The sequence below is a fragment of the Kribbella catacumbae DSM 19601 genome (assembly GCF_000372465.1).
Taxonomy (GTDB): Bacteria; Actinomycetota; Actinomycetes; order Propionibacteriales; family Kribbellaceae; genus Kribbella; species Kribbella catacumbae.
Genome location: NZ_AQUZ01000002.1, coordinates 177,973 through 196,997 on the forward strand (window position 1 = coordinate 177,973; position 19,025 = coordinate 196,997).

The following is a 19,025-nucleotide window of genomic DNA, read 5'->3' on the forward strand; positions in this document are numbered from 1 at the left end:
CGCCGATGCCCTGCGGCATGCCTTCCAGCCCCTTCTCGCCGGATCACAGAAAGCGCGCACAATGCCTCTCCTACTTGACGACATCGATCTCACGATGCCGACCAGTGTCAAGGTCGTCGACCCGAAGTTCTTCTCCTCGAAGCTCACCGGCAACGGCAAACACAAGACAGGCCTGCTCCGCGGCGACCTGCGCCCGGCCAGCACCTCCCGCAACAGTGCCCATGCCGCGGGCACCATCGACCACATCGAGGTCAAGTCGAGTTCCACCCAGCACGGCATCACGACCGCCAGCATCCCGTTCGCGCCGGTGCTGCGCCGCGCACTCACCGAGGCCGGCGGCTCCTTCACTCTTGCCACTCCGCAGGACCAGGACCGGTGTGCTGTCGAGACCGGTTCGACAGACTGGGATGTCGCCTTCGACATGACGCCGCAGGGGGCCAAGCTCGTCGAAGACGCCAACGGCGGCGGCGCGAACGGCGCTCCGAAGATGAGCCGCGACTTCGTCGTCCAGTACCGGATGGAGCTGTACTTCTTCAGGAAGGGCCACGCCGAGCCCGAGCGTACGCCGATCGCCTCGACGACGTCCGGTCCCGGACATCACACCGCCGCTGCTTTCGTGAGCTGGGACAACAGCCCGATGGACAACGCGGGTGCCTTCGTGACCGAGGTCCTGCGAGCGATCGGCCTGACGCACCGAAACCCTGACCTGCTGGTCGATTGGCTGACGAACGAGTTCAACATCCACGACCGCATCACCCGTCAGGCCGAAATCTGGGACTCCGAAGTGATCGCCGAAGAGATCCTCGCCTACATCGACGGTCTTCCGGCCTCGCCTACGAAGCAGCACCTCAACGCCCTCGCCGTGCAGCTGCGCTACCTGGAAAACTACAACGTCCCCCTCGAGGCCTACCGCTCGATCCATCAGAAGATCGAGACCACTTTCGACAACGAGACCGCGGCGGCATTGTCCAAGCAGAACCTCAACCTGCTGATGAGTCACACGCTGTTCCACCTCGAAGGAATGAAGTCGCAGCTGACTACCGTCGCCGCGCCGGGCGTGGCCCCGGTCATGCCGGCACACCTGTCGGTCCAGCAGCGGGCTGCCCTCACGACCCACGAACCGCTCGTGATGGTCCAGGCCGGCGCAGGAACCGGCAAGAGCACCGTGATCCTCGAACGCATCAAGTACCTGGGGAGCTGCGGTGTTGCCGCCTCCGACGTCACGGTGCTGAGCTTCACCAACGCCGCAGCCGACAACATCACCGCGAAGAACCCTGACGTCGGATCGATGACCATCGCCCGGATGATCAACGATATCTACCAGCTGAATCACCCGATGCACGAGCTGTCCAGTATCGACACGATCATCAACTCGATCGACATCTTCTACCCGACCAGCGACTTCGCTGCCGGATTCCGGCTACGACTGCTCGAGGTCGACCAGAACAAGACAGGCGCGTTCACGGCCCTGAACACCTACATCGAGAACCACTTCGATGAGGTCATCGCCTTGCTCGACATGATCAAGCAAACCTCGCTCGAGCTGGAAATCATCATCTGCTACCAGCGGATCGACACCATGCTCGAGCCGACCAACGTGCAGTGCAAGTACCTGATCATCGACGAGGTGCAGGACAACTCGATCTTTGAGTTCATCTACCTGCTGAAGTACATCACCAAACACGCCCAGTCCCTGTTCATCGTCGGCGACGCCAGCCAGACCCTGTACGAGTTCCGGTCGGCGAACCCGCGCGCACTCAACACCCTGGAAGGCTCAGGGGTGTTTACGACCTTCAAGTTGACGACCAACTACCGGTCCAACCAGGAGATCCTGGACTTCGCCAACGTCGTACTCGGCGATCTGGAAACCAACCAGTTTGCCGGCATCCAGCTGCAGGCCAACTCCCTGGCAGTCCCGACGGCGAAATCCTTCCAGGAAAAGGTGACGCTCGATTACCGCGCCGTGCCGAAGCTGACCTCGTTCGTCGCCCAGGATCTGGCCGGCATCGTAGGCCGCACCATTTCGCGCTACGTCGATGCTTGCCTGGCCCGCGGTGAGCAGGTGTGCTTCCTGGCCTACTCGCGTCGCGAGGTGACCGTGATCCAGACTGCGCTCGAACAGGTCTATCCCCAGCGGCATGTCGCGTCGCTCGTCAGCGACAGAGTCTTCGCGACCGATGTCTTCTCCAAGTACATCAAGCTGTACTGGAACGACGTCCTCCAGGTCCAGCCTCCCGCCGCCTCGTTCGTGGTGACTCAAGGCATCAAGGACAACCTGGACAAGCTGACCAAGAACGCCGGCAACCAGAAAGTCGTCTTCGCGGTCATCGGTATGGTGCAGAAGTGGTGGCTTGAGAGCGCTGTCACCGTCCGCGGGTGGGAACAGCTTCACCAGCAAGGCGTGCTCACACGCGACGACTTCTTCGAGCGACTGCGAGACAGTCTGCTGTCGTTCGAGATCCGTCACAACGCGGTGCGCCAGTCGCTGGTGAACCAGAAGAACCGCGACCGAAAAGCAAAGAACGCCGAGTCCGATGCCGACCTGGTGGTCTCGACGATCCACGGTGCCAAGGGCATGGAGTTCGACAACGTCGTGGTCCTTCACAAGGAAGGCGCTGCGACGACCCAGGCGAGCCGTCGCGAGTTCTACGTCGCGTTCACCCGGGCCAAGAAGACTGAATACATCCTGTCCTACGGCACGGTGAAGAACCCGCCGATCGAGAGCAGCTACGCGCAGATCGTCAGCCTGCTCACCAAGCGCGACGCCCAGACCGCTGCACGTGCAGCCGGCGTCGATCCGGATCTTCTGGACGACGACGGCGCCGATCCCGGTGCGTTCGGCGACTTTTCCACGGTCGCCCAAGCCGTCTGACGACACGCGTCCTTCACACACCGCAGAGGTGGGTACCTCGTTCAGCGATCACGCCTACCTCTGCGGTGTTCCCCATCCAATCAAGGAAGCAGCCAAAGGAGTTCGCTGTGACAGCCATCGGCGCCCATGTTGAGTCCGGCGAATTCATCGAGAGCCCCCACGCCACCTACGACCTGATCATCTGCCACGACAATCGGATCGTCTTCCGCGGTCACTACGAGACGCGTGAGAAACGACTGGACCAATGCATCGGTGTCCTGACCAGCTCCGATCTCCTGGCCGGCACGATCACTCCAGAGCGTGCCTCGATGATCCACGAACTGCATCACGCTCATGCAAGCACCAACCCCGACACGATCATCAACAACATCGCGGAACTGTGCCGCCGATGGGACATCCAAGTCTACGAATGCACCACCTCCAGGCGGAGCTACCAGCATGTGACCTCGAGGCGGGCAGAGTTGCCTCAGGTGCTCTACTCAGTCATCACTGTCTACGGTCCTGGCCAGATGATTGCCGAACACTTTCCCAACCGGCACTCCCGTACGGCCAGCCTCGTCGACCGCGCCGAGCATTTCTTCGCCTCCCCGGGGCAGATCCCTGACCTCGTACTCTGCGACGAGCAGCGCTTGGCCGCCCTTGTGGCGACGTTCCTCATGCCGGCCACGATTGCGCTGACCGAGTCCGTACTCGACGAAGCACACGGCGTCTACCGCCCGACGGGCATCGCCTCACCCCTAGGGTTAGTCCCCAGCCCGAACAACAGAGCCGGTTGATGCCGATCCGGCGCATCCAGGGCGGCACCCGCTTTGCTCAGCCTGTGGGGCTCGGCGTGACGTAATGCGCGACAGATGAAGTATCACCGGGTCTTTTTCGCCGTACCAGACCATCTCAGCCTGATACTCACCACAGCTCTCGATGCGCAGCCCGGGGACGCCCCCGAATTCGCCGTCGCTGTAGTCCTTGGCGGCTAGTCGCGTGACGACATCGGGCATCTCCGGACCGTTGATCCACTCAAATCGTGCGATGTCTGTGGTCGTTTGCCACATGTCCATCCACTGTCTTCTCGTACGATCGCTGAACAGCGAGGTCCGGAGCACCGTGCCCACCTGTCCGAGCAGCAGCGCCGCCGGCGTTGCCATGAAGGTCTTGTTGTACAGCTCGTTCGGCGACAGCTCGGTTCCAGTAACGATGTCGGGGTTGCTCTCGTGGATGTGGGTTGCCAGGTCCATTTTGCTGTTCCGCTCTTGATCTGGGTGATGGGTTGAATTGAGGGTCGTGCCCGCTGGCGGTAGCCAGTGGTGGTCTTTGTCTGACGGGCGAAACTTCCGGACATGCAAGGTTGCGGATCCAAGGGTCACGGCAGTGGGCCCCGATGGATCGCTGATGTAGGCGCCGGGGATGCCAATATCTGGATCGGTGAGCGCTGACGCGATGTCCGCGGCAGGGATGGGTCCGTTGAACGCGAGGTTCCACTGGCCCTTCGTCCTCCACAAGGTGCGCCGTAGCCGGGGGAAGGAGCCCGAGCGGTCACGCTGCAGTGGATCCCACAGCAGGGAGCCAAGGGCCCAGGCAGAGTCGGGATGCTGGCTGGTCAGCCGCACCACGACGCCCGCGACGAGCGTCTGCAGGTCTGGGTCCGCCGCAGGGATAGCTGCCGCGATCTTCGCCTCGCCGGGCGTCAACGGCTCACTCGCGACGGTTGTATTCCACCGTCGCGGCCAGTCGTAGCCGTTACCGGCCGCGATTGGCATCGTGTAGGCGTCTTTTGCTTTCTGCGTGCCTTGCAGGCGCAGGAATCCGCCAGTGGGCAGATGCAGGAACCGGTACCACCGGCCGTACTCGTCTGCGTCGTAACAGCGCAGGCCAGGGATCCCTGACACTGAGCCGGTGCCGCCTCTGGGCAGGATCTTCTGGATGAGGTGCTGGTGGATGTCACTCAGCAGCACCAGCTCGTTATGCCACGGGGAGATGACGATGTTCTCGCGGAGGATCTCGCAGCTGGCACAGACCGCCAGATCACCCTGCCGCGCAGCGATCTTCTCGCCCTGGTTCAAGAAGAGCATGCCGAGGAAGAACCTGAGCTCGCGCTGCTGAGGGGCGCAGACATCGAGACCATGCGAACCATCCCGTGCGAGGTTTCGCGCGGCCAGCCACTTCGGCTCCTGCGTGTACGAGACGCGAAGAAGAGCAGTGCGACCGATGTAGCGAGACATGGCTATCCCATCTAGCCCGCCCGGACAGGCAATGGGGTGTCGTAGCCGTGTGCAGCAAGGTCGCCTTCACAACGAGATGGGCATGGTCCCTGCCCTCAACTCCAGCTACGGGCCGTCCGGGGGCGTCGCAGCCAGATCTCAGCTCTCGGTCCGAGTCTTAGCGGTAGGACCGTAACACCAGCGGTGCCGCTATCGAAGCATCTGGACTGTCGTCTTGATACAGCGTGTCGCCGGAAGCGGAACTGAGCTCGGACAGCCCTGAGCTGCTGGATTCCACAGAGGATCGGCCGCCGGCGCGACCAGTCGATACAGGTTGGGCCGGTCGCCCCAGCCAGAGGAGCACCCATGGACACCAGCAATACCGAGGTCACGGCCGCACCTTTCCCGGACTACACGTGGAAGAAGTGCCCCTGCGGACGGGAGCACGGCACCGCAAGCCGCAGCAGAACTCGCAACACCAAGCGCAGCTGTCCTTGCGGACGGGTGCACGGAGCTGACGAGACGGTCGCTGTCGGTCGATTCCGTCCTGCAGGCCCGGCCGGTTACAAAGCGAGCCCGGCGATTCGGGCGGATGCCCCTCTCCGGCGTACACGCCAAGCAGCGGAACTGGACGTCTGCGATGAGTTGTCGTTGGCCCGGAGCCGGTCGGTCCTTCGACCATGAACATTGAAAGGTCAGCCATGGTTGATGAAAAGCCCGAGAACCCGTACGCCCGGACGTACCTCAATTTCCTCAATTACGCCGCCGGACACGAGCTCACCGTCGTTCATGACAACGGCCTCTACCGGCACCTGCGAATGCGTGACCCGCAGATGGGCGGTATCTGGAGCTGGGATGTCGTCACGTGGCCTGGGCACCTGGCCACATCCGGCGACCTCGCTTCGGGGTTCGTCTTCGCGCGCATCGAGGACATGCTCGCCTTCTTCAACCGCGCCGGCCACCGCAGCCACTATTCCGACGGTGCACCATCGATCGACTTCGCCTACTGGGCGGAGAAAATCGTCGGACGGGACTGCTATCACGGCGTTCGAAAGTACTCCCACAACATCTTCCTCAGGTACGTCACGCACACTCTTCAGGAGGACTCAGCCCTTGGGCTCGACGCCCAGGTCGAGTACGAGAAGACCGTAGAGATTGCCCGCCGGGTCACCGCGCGCAACGGCATCCGCTACGAGGACTACCTCGAGCACCAGCGCCAGAACCCTTCTCTCGCGCACCTGGACATCGACGGCAACTCGGCCGACGAAGAGCAGTACTTCGGGCTGCCGATCCCCGAGACCTCGCCGGCCGAACGCCGGCAGGAACTGATCGACGATGCCCGCCAGGTCGAGAGTCGTCGCGAGGACGCGCACCAATGGCTCAACGACCACGACGACTACCTCGGCCAGGACACCTGGGAATGGGACCTGTCCGACTTCGACACCAGCTTCATCACCGCCTGCTACGCCCTCGACAAGACCGCCCAGGCCTGGGCGGAACACCGCGCCGTGAACGCCGAAGCTGCTTCCTCATCCGCCGCTCACACCACACCCAACAGGATTCAGGTCTGACATGCCCCAATACCGTGTCATCTCCGAACTGGACCCCGGCGACCAGCACCGCGACCCCCGCGGTACGCGACTTCGCCTGGATGAGGCCCGCACCGTGACCGTCGTCCAGGCGGCAAGCCTTGCTGACGCCACCGCTGACGCCGGCGATGTCGAACCGCACAGTGAACGCCGCATCATCTCCGTTGAGGAACTCGGTCCCGTGCTTGCCTTCTCCGATGAGGTACTCAGCCGTGCTCTGGGAGACGCCGCAGGTTCACCGACAGGCGAGCCACTCGTAGACCCTGAGGCCTTCGGCGACGACCACACGCCGCTCCTTCGGCGCCCGGAGTTCGTTACTACCGTCCATCAGGTTGTCTACGGTCTACGCGAATCCGGGCTCGTGCCGGGCTTGGAGATCTCGGTGCTCGCCAACGAGCCCGATGAGCCTTACGCAATGATCGAGGTTCACGACGACGCCCGCGGCTTCTTCCACTCCCGAGGAACCGAGATCCGCAAGCTGACCGACGACCACTCAGCCACCGGCTGGAACGGAGTCCTTGCGGCCGCGCGCGCCGTCATAGCCCTCAGCAACGACCTGCAGTGACCGCCGTGCACGCAGACCCTCAGATCATCTGGTCCGCGATCGCACTGCTCGGAGTCCTGATCCTGGCGGGCCATGCAGGCAGGGGCCGCCGGCGTCGAGACCCGAATCGGTTCTACACCTGGCCCGAGAAGCAAGTACTGATCCAGCAGGCCGCCGGCCGCTGCGAACACAAGCCGCCGCTGTGGAGACGTTGCCCAGCGCAAGGAACACAGGCCGACCACATTGTTCCCTGGAGCCGCGGGGGACGGACCGAGTTGTGGAACGGGCAGTTGCTCTGCGAGCGCCACAACCAGCGGAAGTCGAACCGCGTCCCGAGCACGCTCTATCGATGGCGGCTGCAACGACGCCGTACGAAGTACTGACGACCCGCCCTGGCGCTCAAAGCCTCGCCGTTGAAAGCCGCGTCCCGGCGAACGACCTGGGACACCGCGCCAGACGACGAAACCGGTTGTGTACTTCACCGCCCCTACCCATGCTTTTGCAGCCTCCGTCTGCAAAAGCCCGCCCGCCCGTCTGCAACTGACGGCTGTCTTGAGGAGACAACCACCATGCCCCTTGACTACATGGTCGGTTCGGCCAGAGACCCGAACGGCGCCAATCGCCAGACCCGCAAGAGAATCGAAGCCGCTGTCAGGCGGACCCTGCGCACCGGCGGCGTGCAGGCACTGACGGCCGTGGACGCATCCTCGGACATGGTCATCAGCTACTTGACGACAGCCAACAGCGCGAGCCTGAAGCTTGTGCACGATGTCGCAGGAAACGAGATCGCGCGCCTGCTTGAGGAGTTACTACAAGGCGGCGTCCAGGACCGCCCATGAAGACCTTTGACGAACTGATCAGCCGGTTCGATCAATGGTCGGCCGAACGCGACCTCATCGAATCCGACGTACTGCACTCCCGCAAGGCCTGGGAAGACTCTGACGATGCCGGCATCGCGCTCCTGCGGGAGATGGTCGCGGCCCTGCGCTGCTGCACCGCTGAGGGCCCCGCCTGCGGTGGGGTCCGGACGCTTGGCGATCTCGCCGCTGGCCGGCCACTGCGCGTCGACCCGCGGCTGGCGCCGTCAGCTGGCACGAGCCGTGAGTAGCAAACCGGGGCCCTGCCCGGATTGCAGCGCGGGAGCCCGACAACCGCACGCCAACGACTGCGACGTTGCGCGATGCCTGACCACGGGAGGCCAGCGCCTGTCCTGCCTCATGCTCGGCGCGTCACAGAGTCATGACTGCGGACACGACACCTGGTCCGGCGAGTGGCCGGGCAACGCCGAATGCCGCGAGTTCGGCTGGTACGTCTACGGCGACCCGAGCGTGGACGGTTTCTGGGTGCGCTGCGGCGCCGACCACCCTCAGGCGACCGAAGACCTCAACCGTCTGGTCACCGAGGCCGACTGGAACCCGGCCCTGCAGCGCTGGCAGCAGCGGCCGTGATCAGCAGCAAATAGACCTCACGGCCGGCTCGGCGTCGTCCAGCGCCGCCACTGGACGAACTCCACCAGCCCATCATGCTTGCTCTGCGTTGCGCAGCAGGCTCATGGACCGCCTACCCCGACCACCACAGATTGCGACGACGATGGCCTGGATCAGATGCCCCCATTGTGACGAGAAACGGGACACCTCCGGGCGCTACACCTCGCCGACCAACGCGAAGCGCGATCACGACTGGTGGCTTGAGGAGCACCTCTCAGGCAGGTGCGTCCTGAACGATCTGTCCACGCAAGACGCAGCCCGGAGCGCGGCCACCAGGCGACAACCTGAGGGCACAGCTGACCTCTGATCGAAGCGCCATCCCCGGCGCTGGCCTCTTGTACTTCCTCTACCTGACTCAATCGACTAAGGAGCCCGCCATGGGCGCAAGTATGAGCACGGCGTACGTCGCCGCGCTTCCCGACGCCAAGCTCGACTGGGATGCCGGTTCGGAGGCTCTGGACGAGATCACCGATCCGAGTGCCTTCGAGTGGGATTCGTTCGAGCTCGAGACTCAGGCCGAGTTCCTCGACGACGATGGCGACATCCCCGAAGAGCCGACCTGCGAGATGGCCGATCTCGCGACACTCAAGAAGTACGGACGTCGCGTGCTCACCGAGCTCAAGGATGCGCTGGACACACCCGACGTCACCTTGTTGACGATTGGTGGCTACTGGATCTATCTCACCGGAGGACTCGACGTCGACGCTGGAGTCGACGACGAGTACGGAGCGATCTACGCCTCTCTGGGACTGCCCGACCCTGTGATGAAGGCCGTGGGCTTCGTCCCGAAGCCCGAGTACCCTCCGTCGCGCCGATCCGGTGCGCAGGGAGACGCGACCGACACCGACATCGTTGATGCGATCGCGCTCGGCCTTGGAACGAAACCGAAGTGGCAGGGGCGGGTCGAGCTCACATGGATCGCCGACGCGATCGGACAGGTGCGCCCCCACCCGTACGACGCGGATCCCGTCGACTACTACGAGGACTTCACGGGCCGAACGGGCTTCGACCCGCTGAACGACGCCTTCCTCAGTCGATACGTCGGCGAGCGGGCGACGGCCGACGATCACCCCGACGAGCAGAAGGCCCGCTGATGTTCAGCACGACTCGTCGCGTCGTGGCAGTCAGCGCATTCGCGGGCTGCAGCGTTGCTGTCCTGGCCGGCTGGCTCACCGGGTTCTTCGCTCGGGTCGTGACCGGCGTCAGCAGGTCCTGGGACTCTTTGCTCGCCTGGCTGCGGGCACCTCTGGACATGAGCCATCTCGTCGCCGCGACCGCCGCAGTCCTTGTCCCGCTGGTTCTGATCCTCGTCATCATCATGGTCCTGTCCGACGATTGACTACCACCACATCTGTGCCTTGCACACGACGAACCCCGAGCACACAGTGCACCCCGGACGCGATTGCGCCCGGGGTGCACTCTTTTTCGAGCATCGGCAGGCCTGCGTTGATCCTGCCGATGTCCGTCCAGCCTTGGATGCGGCGTTGGTTAGCTAGGCGACGCAGTAAGGCGCCGAGTTGGGCAGCGCTCTGGCAGCCTCGATTGCCGAAATACCCGCGTGGGCGAGGTCGACAAGGTTATGGATGGCGCGCTCGCCCGCGGTCCAGTCGATGTAACCATCCGCTGCGACGATCAGGACGTGGTCGGGGCGGGTCATCAGGTTGCGGAACGTGTCGACGACGGCTGTGCTGCCGCTCTCGCAGGCGTCAAGGATTAGAAGCTGGGCGGTGATACCCCCGGCGGCGTGTAGCGCCGCGGCCAACGCGGGCAGGGTTGTACCGAAGCCCCAGTTGCGGGCACCGACATACCAGGCGGCATCGCCGTACGGCCACGGCGAATCGTCTCCCCAGGATGTGGGGCTGTAGCCGTGGCCGGTCAGCAATACTGCGTCGGACGTACAGATTGCCTCGGCCAGTTGGCCGAGGCGTCCGGCGACGATCGGGGAAGCCACCGTGTCCGGTGCACGCTGGTGCAGTTGCGTAGCGAACTTCTGGTACGCGGGCAGTCCGGTAAAGGTGACGGGGTGCAGCAGACTGGGCACGACACCGACGCTAGCAGCGGATGCGTCGCTGGACGGCTGCGACGGTCTGAGTCGCTGTCCGCGTCCGGGATGCATGTTTAGGCCGGTTCGTCTTCCACGATCGCCTCGTCGGTGAGACTGGGGTGTCCCTCGAGTTGCCGGTTCACGATGGGCGAGGCAGAGAACTTCAGAACTGAGTAGTCGTCGACCGCGGACTGGCCGAAGTGGACCTTGTGGCCCTTGTGCGCCTGGTGGTAGAAGCGACCGAAGCCTGTCAGTACGACGGTCTCGCCTTGGGCGACCGCGTCCATGAGCTCGCCGAAGATCTCTTCGTAGACGGAGGTGACCGTCTTGATCGGCCACCCGCTGCGCGCTGCGACGCGCGAGATGAACTCGCGCCTCGCGACGCGCCGGTGTGGGTCGGTCATCACCTGCGTCATGTTCAGGCCCTGCTCTCTGTTTCTGCGTAACGCTGGTTTTGTTGGGCTCGGTTGACCGGAAGAGGTCTCTTGAATGGTCAGCATCGGCTGGGGCGTTCGGTCCGGCTCGGCCGATTGGCCGTCAGAACTCGAAGCCTTCGTCCAGCGGGTGACGGAGGTCGCGGTCTTGGATGTCCACGGTCTCGATGTGAGTGATGGTTCGCCGGGTCTCCTTGGACTGGTCGCGTTCCTCCTGGGCGGCGACTTGGTGTGCTGCGCGCAGTCTGGCCTGGTTCTGCTCGCGGCCGACCTCGGACGCTGCCGCTATCGCGGACTTGATGAACTGCGTGGCGGCGGTGGGCGTCTTGTCCTGTTGCTGGTAGTGCCGGGCTTGGTCCCACTTCGCCCGGTCGTCCGGTGTGACGAAGCCGAATCCGAGGGCGGTCTCGCTGGGGCGGGGGAGCCCGTTGCCCTTGTGCTGGTTGCTCATAGCTTCAGTTCTCCATTTGAAAGCTGATAGTCACTGACTGCGGCAGTACAGGATCGGTGTGATCGGTCCGGGACGTCAGGCCTGGTATTCGTGCTCGGTCCCCGCTGATTGTGAGGTGCCGTTGGTGCGGGGCTTGCTGGTGCTCGATGCGGTAGAAGCGGTGCTCTGCTGCGACTGCCATCTGTCGTAGGCCTCGGCTGGATCGTTGCCGACGTGAGCGATGAACTGTTGCCAGTTCTGCCCGTACCGCTGCGCCCACTGTTGAGCGAACTCCGGAAAGGCAGCGTCGACGGCCTCCAGCGCGTCGGCGTAGGCGTTGGAGTAGAGCAGCCGTTGATCCTTCTCGCTCACGCTGTCAGCGGCCATGGCCGCCTGCATGGTGCGTGATTGGAAGAGCCTGTCCGGCAGTTTGCCGGGCATCCCCTCCCCGTCGACCTTTTGCGCGCGGGCGACGCAGCCGAGCATGTAGCCGGCGAGGTCCTGGTTGAACGCTTCCATGTCGCCGTGCGCAGCCGCGTGCGACATGGTCATCGCCATGGTCTCGGAGATCCGGTCGCGATGTTCGGCGTGCCCCATCTGGGGGCGAAGGGTGAACGCGCCGAGCACGCCCTGGCGGCTGACGGCGTCCTCGTACCGGGTTGGATCGACGGGCCATCCGGTGCAGTCCAAGAAGTCACCGCGCCAGACCGTCTGCATCTGGTCGGTGCCAGCGATCCGCTCCTCGTGCGGGGGCGACATGTGCCATTGGCCGTGGGCGAACCCGTTGACCATCACCTGCACGCGCGGGTCTTCCCGAATGCGTTGTCCGAGGACGACACGCGAGGCCTCTGTGACTTCCTCGCGACTGATGCCGTCCTCTTCGGCCTGCCGGTACAGCCTGGCGATCATCGTGGTGTAGCTCGCCATGATCGTCTCGGTGTCCGCACCGGGCTGACGCAGTGCCGCGAACGCGTTCTCGGTCAGTGCCATCTCGGTCATTCCCGCGGAGCGTGGCGTGAACATCTCGCGGTGGCCGCGCTCACGAAACTTGAGGTCGGCGTAGCGTCTCTGCCACTTCTTGGACAGGTAGCCACTGGGATCAACGGAGTCAGCGTCGGGTCGCGACCCTCTGCGTTCGGCCTCGTGTCCTGATGCCAGTTGCTGTGCCCAGTTCATCTTCGACTCGGCCTTGGCGTCGATGCGCTGCTGGATCGCCGTCGAGACTGGTTCGAGGCGCTCTTTGACGATGTGGCGGAACGTCGGCGACATCAGGTACATCGCCGCCATCGTGGACATCACGCGCACGACCGACGCCGCGCTGACGCCCTCGTTCAATGGCCGCATGGCGGCCATGACCATTGTCTCGGCATGCACGCGGTGCATTGCGCTGAGCTTCTCGACGCGCTCGTCGTCGTTGAACCCTCGCACGAGAATCTTGGACGCACGCAGCGATTCCATGTACTTGTTCCCGGCGTCGCGGACGTTCTCGCGCAGCAGCTTGAGCTGCTCGCGGTCCGTGAGATCTTCGGTCGCGTTGGTCTGCTCGCGGTCGGCTTCGCGCCGACGGGCCTGTTCCTCCTCGCGGCGGCGCTCCCGGGTACTGAAGAAGTCGCGGGTGCGGTCCCACCGGTCCTGCCAGCCGGAGCCGCCGGTTCCGTTCTGCCCGGAGGGCTCGTCTTCCCACCACTCGGCGTCGATCGGCTCCTCCTGGGCGCCGGTTCGACGGTGCTGACTTTGCGCCGGGTTGAAGACCAGTTCGCCGGTGATCGGGAGCGCCTTGCGGCCCCGGCTGTTTCGTTGCGCCATGGTGCTCAGCTCTCCATTTCGTAGCCGGCGCCGTCGGCGGGCGCGGCTGGTTCAGGGTCGATCAGCGGCATGTAGGCCGGGGCCTGGCCACGGGCAGGCCGCGCAGCGACGGCCACTGCGACGGCATGTGTCGAGCGGCGGCGGTCGCCTCGTGCCTGTGCGGCGCCGTGCTCGTCGGTGACGACGTCGCGTTTGACGAGGGCGTCCGCGATGGTTTGCACGGTGGGTTCACTGTGCGACCCCGGGTCCGGGAGCAGGCCGTTGGCGGGCCGGCGGGATCGTCGGGTGGCCGCTGAGCAGAACTGTTCGTTCATCTCGCCGTCGAAAAGGTTCTCGTGCTTGCCGGCGGCGACGACCAGGTCCTCAAGGGTGCCGCCGTACGCCATCCGATCCATCAACGAGCCTTGCAGCGACGCATCGTCTTCCAGGTTGCGTACGAGCCCGGTCTTCGGGTCGGTGAGCGCCTGGGCCACCCGGTCCACGTAGGCAGGGTTGACGGTGACGGCGAAGCCGTCCTTGGCCCGGTAGAAGTCAACGAACTGCTCCACCCACTGCTCAGGTGTCGCCTGGAGCGGGACACCGTCCTCGAACAGCGCCCGCCACTTGCCTGGCCCGAGGTGTTCCAGAACGCGCCCGCGCCACAGATCGCGCCCCGGTCCCTGCAGCATCTCGTACTTGTGCCGGGCCTCGGCGGCGTCATGCTTGGCCTGCAGGACGGACTGCGTCACCGGGTAGGTGACCTCGAGGACGGCTTTCATGTCCTCATTGCGCAGCGCGCGGACGGCGCGCTGGCTGTACGAGCCACCGAGACCGGTGCCGTGGGCCTTGATCGCGGTGGCGAACATCGAGGCCTCCTGGTCGGCCCGATTGATGCCGGAGCGGCCGCTGTGGCCGCCGAGGTATCGGGCGTAGTCGGTCAGCTTCTGGAGGTTGCCTTTGGCGCCGGTGGTGACGCAGACGTCGCGCACGCTGTTCAGGTGTGACTGCAGGTCGGCGAACGACAGCGCCGTGCCGAACTCGCCCCGCTGGGCCCTGCGGTAGAAGCCGCTCAACCGGACGGTCACGTCGTCCTGACGCGCACGGGTCGTCTCCGGAGCTTCATCGGCTGCGCCCCAGCGAATGAGGTTCGCCGCGCCACTCAGGCTGTCCAGCTGTTGGCGCAGCTCGGGGTCCTTCGAGAGCGCCACCTGGGTGTCGAGGGAGACCTGCATGGCGAACGGGTGCGTGCCCTGCTCGCTCACGACACCGGTATCCAGGAGGTTCGCCGGCACCGACAGCTTCGCCATTGCCTCGGCCTTCGCCGCCCGGCTGTGCAGTTTCACCACGGCGACGGCGTCGCCGTCGAAATCGCCGTCGAAGCACTGGTCCATCACCGGGTTGATGGCCACGCCGGTGAGTCGCTGGTCGACCGCGACGCGCAGATAGCGCACGCCCGCGTCGCGCAGCACCGGGTCACGCCAGACGAGCGCGTGGTCACCCTCAATCAGGCCGAGCTGATCGGCCATGACCGGGCTGACAGCGATTTGGTCGACGTCGAGGCGGGGATCTGCGGTCCATACGGCGGTCGCGGAGTCGGCGAGCCGGCTCGACATGAGGCCGGTCTTGAAGATGTTGTGTTTCCCGCTGAAGACTCGCTGCTCGAGGTCGGTGGTGATGGCCTCGAAGTTGCGCTGGGCACGGGCGGCGGCCTGGCTCATGGCGTCGCCGAGTTCTTCGCGCTCGCCCTGGCCGAGGGACCCGGCGTTGAGTTTGTCTTGCAGCGCCCGGTAGCGGCAGGCCTGCTCGTGGATGTCGAGGTAGCGGTTGGTGTAGTCGTGGGTGACCACGCTGCCGTCGTCGAACTCCTGGCCCGAGCGCAGGTGCGAGGACAGCACCGGTACTTTCCAGGAGGTCCCGGAGGCCGCCTCGGTCTGTTCGCCGGTCAGGTAGCGCAGCGGGAACGGGATCTCGAGGTCGCCTCCCTTGTCGCCGATGAGCGCACCGAAAGATCGGCGCATCGCCACGACATGCAGCCCGCCGTTCGAGGTTCGCACCAGCTCAGGCATCGCGAACAGGCGCCGCTCGGGCTGCTCATCCACCAAGTCGTGGCCCGTCCCGCGGTCATTGCTGTCCCGGCCGATCACGTGCAGTGTCCCGTCTGCTGCCATGGCGAGCCCCACGCTGAGCATGTACTCGCGCAGGTTCGCCTCGGCACCGGCGTTGTGGCCGTAGAACTCCTGCATGATCGCCGGGCAGCCCTGCGCACCGAGCGCCCAAGCCAGCTGAGAAGAGGCCTTGCGGCCCTTGCCGGCCAGCACCGATTCGTCGTCGTAGATCTTCGTCTTCTCGTCGACGGCCATGTGGGTGACGATGAACCGCATGCTGCCCAGGCTCCCGGCCCGCACACCACCGCCTGGCACCGTCAAATCTTTGGCCCCGGTGGCCATGAGCTCGCGCGCCGAACCCGCATTACGCCGTGAGATCAGCGAGAACGGGCTCATCACCACGTGGAGGTCCGGGTTGGCGCGGAACCAGGCAACCTCTTGCTCGACGCGCTCCCGGCCGGCGTCTTCTGGGCGCATGCCGCGGTCGACGACCAGCGACACCACGCCCTTGTTGCCGTGAAGATCCGACAGTTTGTCGCCGACGACCAGGTCGCGCAGCTCATTACCCGCGCCGCGGATCTGGTTGGCCTGCGCGAACTCGCGGCTGATCACGATCGGGTCGTCTGCCGTCCAGCCGCCGAACGTCATCATGGCGGTCCCGGTGGCCGACGTGATCTTCGATGACTGCATCAGCGTGGATGCGGTCATCTGCTGGCGGTCGAACGGGTCGTACCGGAGTGTTTCGAGCTCGGGGCGGTTCATCAGCGGGGCGCGCCCGCCGGACGTCGTCGCCGGGTCGCCGGGAATGATCCGTCCCTCAGGACTTACCGTCGCGTCTTCGGTGAGGTAGCGCACGATGCCCTGGTTGGTCGCACCTCCGGTCATGACCGGGTCGAAGTAACCGGCGGGTGCCGCGACGCCGTTCTGGTCAGTGCCAGTGAGCACCGCCATGTTCCGGCCGCCGGTGAGCTTCCACGCGTCGAAGTGGTTGTCATCGGCGGGGTCGGACTCGCCCTTGCCCGCCTGGTGCTCCGCGTAGACCGTTGAGCCGGTCTTGATCTCGTTCGAGTAGCGGACCCGTTTGGCTTCGGTGGCCAGGATCGCTGCCGTCCAGGGGTCGAGCTGGCCGGAATCCTCGTCGCGGGCGCGATCGATGAAGTCGGTTGCGTGCTTGGTGCCGTACAGCTGTGTGTAGACGCGGTTGAGCGACGAACCCTCGCCGACCTCGCTGCGGCCGGACAGCAGATCGTTGGCGAGCTGGTACTCGATCCGGTCGATCATCGTCTGCTCGTAGCCCCGCAGCAGCGTCCGCTCCTCGACGCTTTTGGCCTCGCCCGGCACCTGGGGTGCGATGCGGGCCTCGTATCCGGGCACGATGAGGCCGTTGTCGCCGCTGATGAAGCCGGTGATGATCTCGCCGTGCCCGCCGACGTCGAAGACCTGCCCGATCTGCCCGGTGACGGCTGTCGTTGAGCCGTCACGCCTCATCTTCTCGGCGGTCCAGCGGATGACTCCTTGCTGGTCGATGAGAATCTCGCCCGGCTCTGCCGCGTTGCGCGCGAGGCTCGAACGGACGGTGTCACCGACGCGCCGCACGAACAGCGAACTGTGCGCATCCGCAGGGACGGCTGTCGTCTCGTCGAACCGTACGAGCCGATCCTTGAACCGGTCGGTCTGGAATCCGGAGCCGCGCATCTCGCCTGGATCGGCCTCGATTCGGCGCAACGCCTGGGCGAGCTCGTCGAGGTTCGACCACTGGCCTTTCGGGCTGGTCATGTACTTGGCGACGCGCACCGGGTCGAAGCGTTGCTCGACGAATTCGCCGTCGACCAGGAGCGTCTCGGGTTCCCGGCTGCCGATGAGCTCGTCGGCGATCTCGTCGGCGTGTGCCCGGACCTTCTCCGCGGCGGTGCCGCCGTAGACGAGGTTGCCGAAGTCCGGTTCGATACCGGGCCCGGAGGACTGGAATTCGCCGATCATGCCGAGGCGCTCCTCGTACATCTGCTCCGTTGCGCCAGGGCGCAGGAGCTCGCCGCGATGCCCGGTGAGAACGTCCCAGTAGGAACGCTGAACGGTCGCGATCTCGGGGTCGCTGGAGTATTGCGGAGGCTCGAACTCGACCAGGTTCAGGCCGGCGGATCGCTGCTCCTCGAAAGCCGCGATGAGACTGTCCGCATCCAGCGAGGCCCGCAGGTTCTCCCGGGCGCTGTCCACGGCCTTCGAGAGGTACTGTTCGGCGGCTTCGGCATTGACGAAGAACTCGGGCAGGCTGCGGTCGTTTGCCTCACGGCGAAGCATCACTTTCGAGCCCTCGCGATGGCGCTGGCCAGCCGACCGGTAGTCCTTGACCACGAACATCGAGTCCTTGCCGACGTGGTAGCTGTCCTCGATCTCGACCGGTTCGGCGGCGCCCTGGCGGCCTCTGCGGGCGGTCTCGATGTGCGTCGAGCCGTTCTGGCCGGCGAGCAGGTCGGGACGGTCCTGGCGTACCACCGCCCGGCCCTGCGCGAAGCGGAGCAGCTCGACGGCCTCGGCCGGAGTGGGGGAGTACAGCGCGGTCTTGCCCCGCTCGATCTTGTGGTTCGTCGAGTAGCGCACGACCATCCCGTTGTCGTAGATGCGGGCGCCGGCATAGTCCTCACGGGGCCGGGGCTCGGTGAGGCGGATCTCCATCCCGGTCCCGGAGACGCGGGCCTTGATCTGACCTGGATTCTGGTCCCGGCGTACCTCGTAGCCGAGTCCCTGGGCCTGTAGTTCCCGCAGCATCGCGACCGACCGCTCCACGGCGGCGGCAGACATGAACCGGTTGCGGTCCACTCTGCCGGTGCGAGGATCGCGGCCGCCGTCGAGAACCCACTGGCGCACCTGCTGGTAGTCGCGGACGCTCATCGAATCGCGTAGCGCGGTCAGCCCGGAGGCGTCCTCGTCGGTCATCGCCAGACCTGCCTCGGACAGACGGCCGCCGGAATCAGCGATCCACAACATTGCCTGCCCGTGCTCGGGACTCGCGGCTCGGTTCGTCTCGCCGCCCATGTCCCGTTCGATCGTCTCGTCCGGAAGATAGACCAGGGCAGTACCCGCGCCCTTGATCGTTGCCCGCTGCGACCACTCCGGGTCATACGGGCTGATCGGCAGGGCCGGCGCCGCGTTTACCGGGCCGGCCAGGCCTACCTCGCGCAGGAAGCGTGCCTGCAGCTGCTGCAGGAGCGGGTCTGTGACCGTGGGCTCGGTGAAGATCGGACCGGAGCCCGGCACGGACTCCTGGATCGACGCGTCCAGCGCTGTCAGCAGGTCCTGCACGCCGAGCTGCGGGTCGGCAACAGACCTGCCCAGCGGGGCCAGCCGCTCGTCGGCGCGCAGCCTGATGGCCTTCGCCTGTGAGATCGGGATGACCTGGCTCGCTTTGTGTCGCGCCAGCCGGATCGCGTCGTAGACGACGTACTCGAAGAAGTACCGCCGCAGCCCATGTCCTGTCTTCATCGTTCATCGCCTCCGCGGGAGTGATCGGCACATAACCATTCTATAGAGAGTAGATCATTA

16 protein-coding genes are annotated in these 19,025 nt (G+C 65.1%); 10 read left to right on the forward strand and 6 right to left on the reverse strand.

Features of this window, described 5'->3' with window-relative positions; translation table 11 throughout:
- Window positions 1-61 precede the first annotated feature (61 nt).
- Together A3ES_RS50955 and A3ES_RS0103010 are read left to right on the forward strand one after the other, a co-directional pair.
- Window positions 62-2,872, forward strand: a complete 2,811-nt coding sequence (locus A3ES_RS50955) for a UvrD-helicase domain-containing protein (protein WP_020385291.1) — start codon at window positions 62-64, stop codon at window positions 2,870-2,872.
- Between the two features lie 107 nt (window positions 2,873-2,979).
- Window positions 2,980-3,648 carry a hypothetical protein gene (locus A3ES_RS0103010; protein WP_020385292.1) on the forward strand — a complete coding sequence of 223 codons (669 nt, stop codon included), beginning with the start codon at window positions 2,980-2,982 and terminating at the stop codon, window positions 3,646-3,648.
- Here A3ES_RS0103010 and A3ES_RS0103015 read toward each other — a convergent pair.
- Entirely contained in the window at window positions 3,616-5,088 is a 1,473-nt protein-coding gene (locus tag A3ES_RS0103015; RefSeq protein ID WP_020385293.1) for a hypothetical protein, read from the reverse strand. The genes A3ES_RS0103010 and A3ES_RS0103015 overlap by 33 nt on opposite strands.
- Before the next feature lie 680 nt (window positions 5,089-5,768).
- Here A3ES_RS0103015 and A3ES_RS50960 point away from each other — a divergent pair.
- The 8 genes from A3ES_RS50960 to A3ES_RS0103055 all read left to right on the forward strand — a co-directional run bounded on the left by A3ES_RS50960 (window position 5,769) and on the right by A3ES_RS0103055 (window position 10,026).
- A complete protein-coding gene (locus A3ES_RS50960; RefSeq protein ID WP_020385294.1) occupies window positions 5,769-6,638 on the forward strand; it encodes a hypothetical protein in 870 nt (289 codons plus the stop codon).
- Between the two features lie 94 nt (window positions 6,639-6,732).
- The gene (locus A3ES_RS0103025) at window positions 6,733-7,221 is read left to right on the forward strand and encodes a hypothetical protein (protein ID WP_157630301.1); all 489 of its coding nucleotides are present in this window, start codon (window positions 6,733-6,735) and stop codon (window positions 7,219-7,221) included.
- 5 nt (window positions 7,222-7,226) lie between these two features.
- Window positions 7,227-7,583 carry an HNH endonuclease gene (locus A3ES_RS46060; RefSeq protein ID WP_157630302.1) on the forward strand — a complete coding sequence of 119 codons (357 nt, stop codon included), beginning with the start codon at window positions 7,227-7,229 and terminating at the stop codon, window positions 7,581-7,583.
- Between the two features lie 186 nt (window positions 7,584-7,769).
- Window positions 7,770-8,039 carry a hypothetical protein gene (locus A3ES_RS0103035; protein WP_020385297.1) on the forward strand — a complete coding sequence of 90 codons (270 nt, stop codon included), beginning with the start codon at window positions 7,770-7,772 and terminating at the stop codon, window positions 8,037-8,039.
- Window positions 8,036-8,308: a hypothetical protein gene (locus tag A3ES_RS0103040; RefSeq protein WP_020385298.1), complete on the forward strand. Its 273-nt coding sequence runs from the start codon at window positions 8,036-8,038 to the stop codon at window positions 8,306-8,308. Before A3ES_RS0103035 ends, A3ES_RS0103040 begins: the two co-directional genes overlap by 4 nt.
- A gap of 109 nt (window positions 8,309-8,417) precedes the next feature.
- On the forward strand, window positions 8,418-8,648 hold the full coding sequence (locus tag A3ES_RS53395; RefSeq protein ID WP_020385299.1) for a hypothetical protein: 231 nt from the start codon (window positions 8,418-8,420) through the stop codon (window positions 8,646-8,648).
- 416 nt (window positions 8,649-9,064) lie between these two features.
- Window positions 9,065-9,781, forward strand: a complete 717-nt coding sequence (locus A3ES_RS0103050; protein WP_157630303.1) for a hypothetical protein — start codon at window positions 9,065-9,067, stop codon at window positions 9,779-9,781.
- The gene (locus tag A3ES_RS0103055; RefSeq protein WP_020385301.1) at window positions 9,781-10,026 is read left to right on the forward strand and encodes a hypothetical protein; all 246 of its coding nucleotides are present in this window, start codon (window positions 9,781-9,783) and stop codon (window positions 10,024-10,026) included. Before A3ES_RS0103050 ends, A3ES_RS0103055 begins: the two co-directional genes overlap by 1 nt.
- A 153-nt stretch (window positions 10,027-10,179) precedes the next feature.
- Here the strand turns inward: A3ES_RS0103055 and A3ES_RS0103060 are convergent, their stop codons facing one another.
- The 5 genes from A3ES_RS0103060 to A3ES_RS0103080 all read right to left on the reverse strand — a co-directional run bounded on the left by A3ES_RS0103060 (window position 10,180) and on the right by A3ES_RS0103080 (window position 18,965).
- Complete coding sequence (locus A3ES_RS0103060; RefSeq protein WP_157630304.1) at window positions 10,180-10,728, reverse strand: hypothetical protein; 549 nt, start codon at window positions 10,726-10,728, stop codon at window positions 10,180-10,182.
- Window positions 10,729-10,805: 77 nt separating this feature from the next.
- Complete coding sequence (locus tag A3ES_RS0103065) at window positions 10,806-11,135, reverse strand: HU family DNA-binding protein (RefSeq protein ID WP_202806426.1); 330 nt, start codon at window positions 11,133-11,135, stop codon at window positions 10,806-10,808.
- A 133-nt stretch (window positions 11,136-11,268) separates the two neighbouring features.
- Window positions 11,269-11,616, reverse strand: a complete 348-nt coding sequence (locus tag A3ES_RS0103070; protein WP_020385304.1) for a hypothetical protein — start codon at window positions 11,614-11,616, stop codon at window positions 11,269-11,271.
- A gap of 75 nt (window positions 11,617-11,691) precedes the next feature.
- On the reverse strand, window positions 11,692-13,401 hold the full coding sequence (locus A3ES_RS0103075; RefSeq protein WP_020385305.1) for a hypothetical protein: 1,710 nt from the start codon (window positions 13,399-13,401) through the stop codon (window positions 11,692-11,694).
- A 5-nt stretch (window positions 13,402-13,406) separates the two neighbouring features.
- On the reverse strand, window positions 13,407-18,965 hold the full coding sequence (locus A3ES_RS0103080) for a hypothetical protein (protein ID WP_020385306.1): 5,559 nt from the start codon (window positions 18,963-18,965) through the stop codon (window positions 13,407-13,409).
- Between the last annotated feature and the right edge of the window lie 60 nt (window positions 18,966-19,025).

What these genes read in the sequence shown, in the direction of transcription:
- A3ES_RS0103050 (WP_157630303.1), top strand. Translation starts at nt 9,065, where the DNA reads ATGGGCGCAAGTATGAGCACGGCGTACGTCGCCGCGCTTCCCGACGCC.
- A3ES_RS50960 (WP_020385294.1), top strand. Translation starts at nt 5,769, where the DNA reads ATGGTTGATGAAAAGCCCGAGAACCCGTACGCCCGGACGTACCTCAAT.
- A3ES_RS0103080 (WP_020385306.1), bottom strand. Translation starts at nt 18,965, where the DNA reads ATGAAGACAGGACATGGGCTGCGGCGGTACTTCTTCGAGTACGTCGTC.
- A3ES_RS50955 (WP_020385291.1), top strand. Translation starts at nt 62, where the DNA reads ATGCCTCTCCTACTTGACGACATCGATCTCACGATGCCGACCAGTGTC.
- A3ES_RS0103065 (WP_202806426.1), bottom strand. Translation starts at nt 11,135, where the DNA reads ATGACCGACCCACACCGGCGCGTCGCGAGGCGCGAGTTCATCTCGCGC.
- A3ES_RS0103040 (WP_020385298.1), top strand. Translation starts at nt 8,036, where the DNA reads ATGAAGACCTTTGACGAACTGATCAGCCGGTTCGATCAATGGTCGGCC.
- A3ES_RS0103075 (WP_020385305.1), bottom strand. Translation starts at nt 13,401, where the DNA reads ATGGCGCAACGAAACAGCCGGGGCCGCAAGGCGCTCCCGATCACCGGC.
- A3ES_RS0103070 (WP_020385304.1), bottom strand. Translation starts at nt 11,616, where the DNA reads ATGAGCAACCAGCACAAGGGCAACGGGCTCCCCCGCCCCAGCGAGACC.
- A3ES_RS53395 (WP_020385299.1), top strand. Translation starts at nt 8,418, where the DNA reads ATGCTCGGCGCGTCACAGAGTCATGACTGCGGACACGACACCTGGTCC.
- A3ES_RS0103035 (WP_020385297.1), top strand. Translation starts at nt 7,770, where the DNA reads ATGCCCCTTGACTACATGGTCGGTTCGGCCAGAGACCCGAACGGCGCC.
- A3ES_RS0103055 (WP_020385301.1), top strand. Translation starts at nt 9,781, where the DNA reads ATGTTCAGCACGACTCGTCGCGTCGTGGCAGTCAGCGCATTCGCGGGC.
- A3ES_RS0103015 (WP_020385293.1), bottom strand. Translation starts at nt 5,088, where the DNA reads ATGTCTCGCTACATCGGTCGCACTGCTCTTCTTCGCGTCTCGTACACG.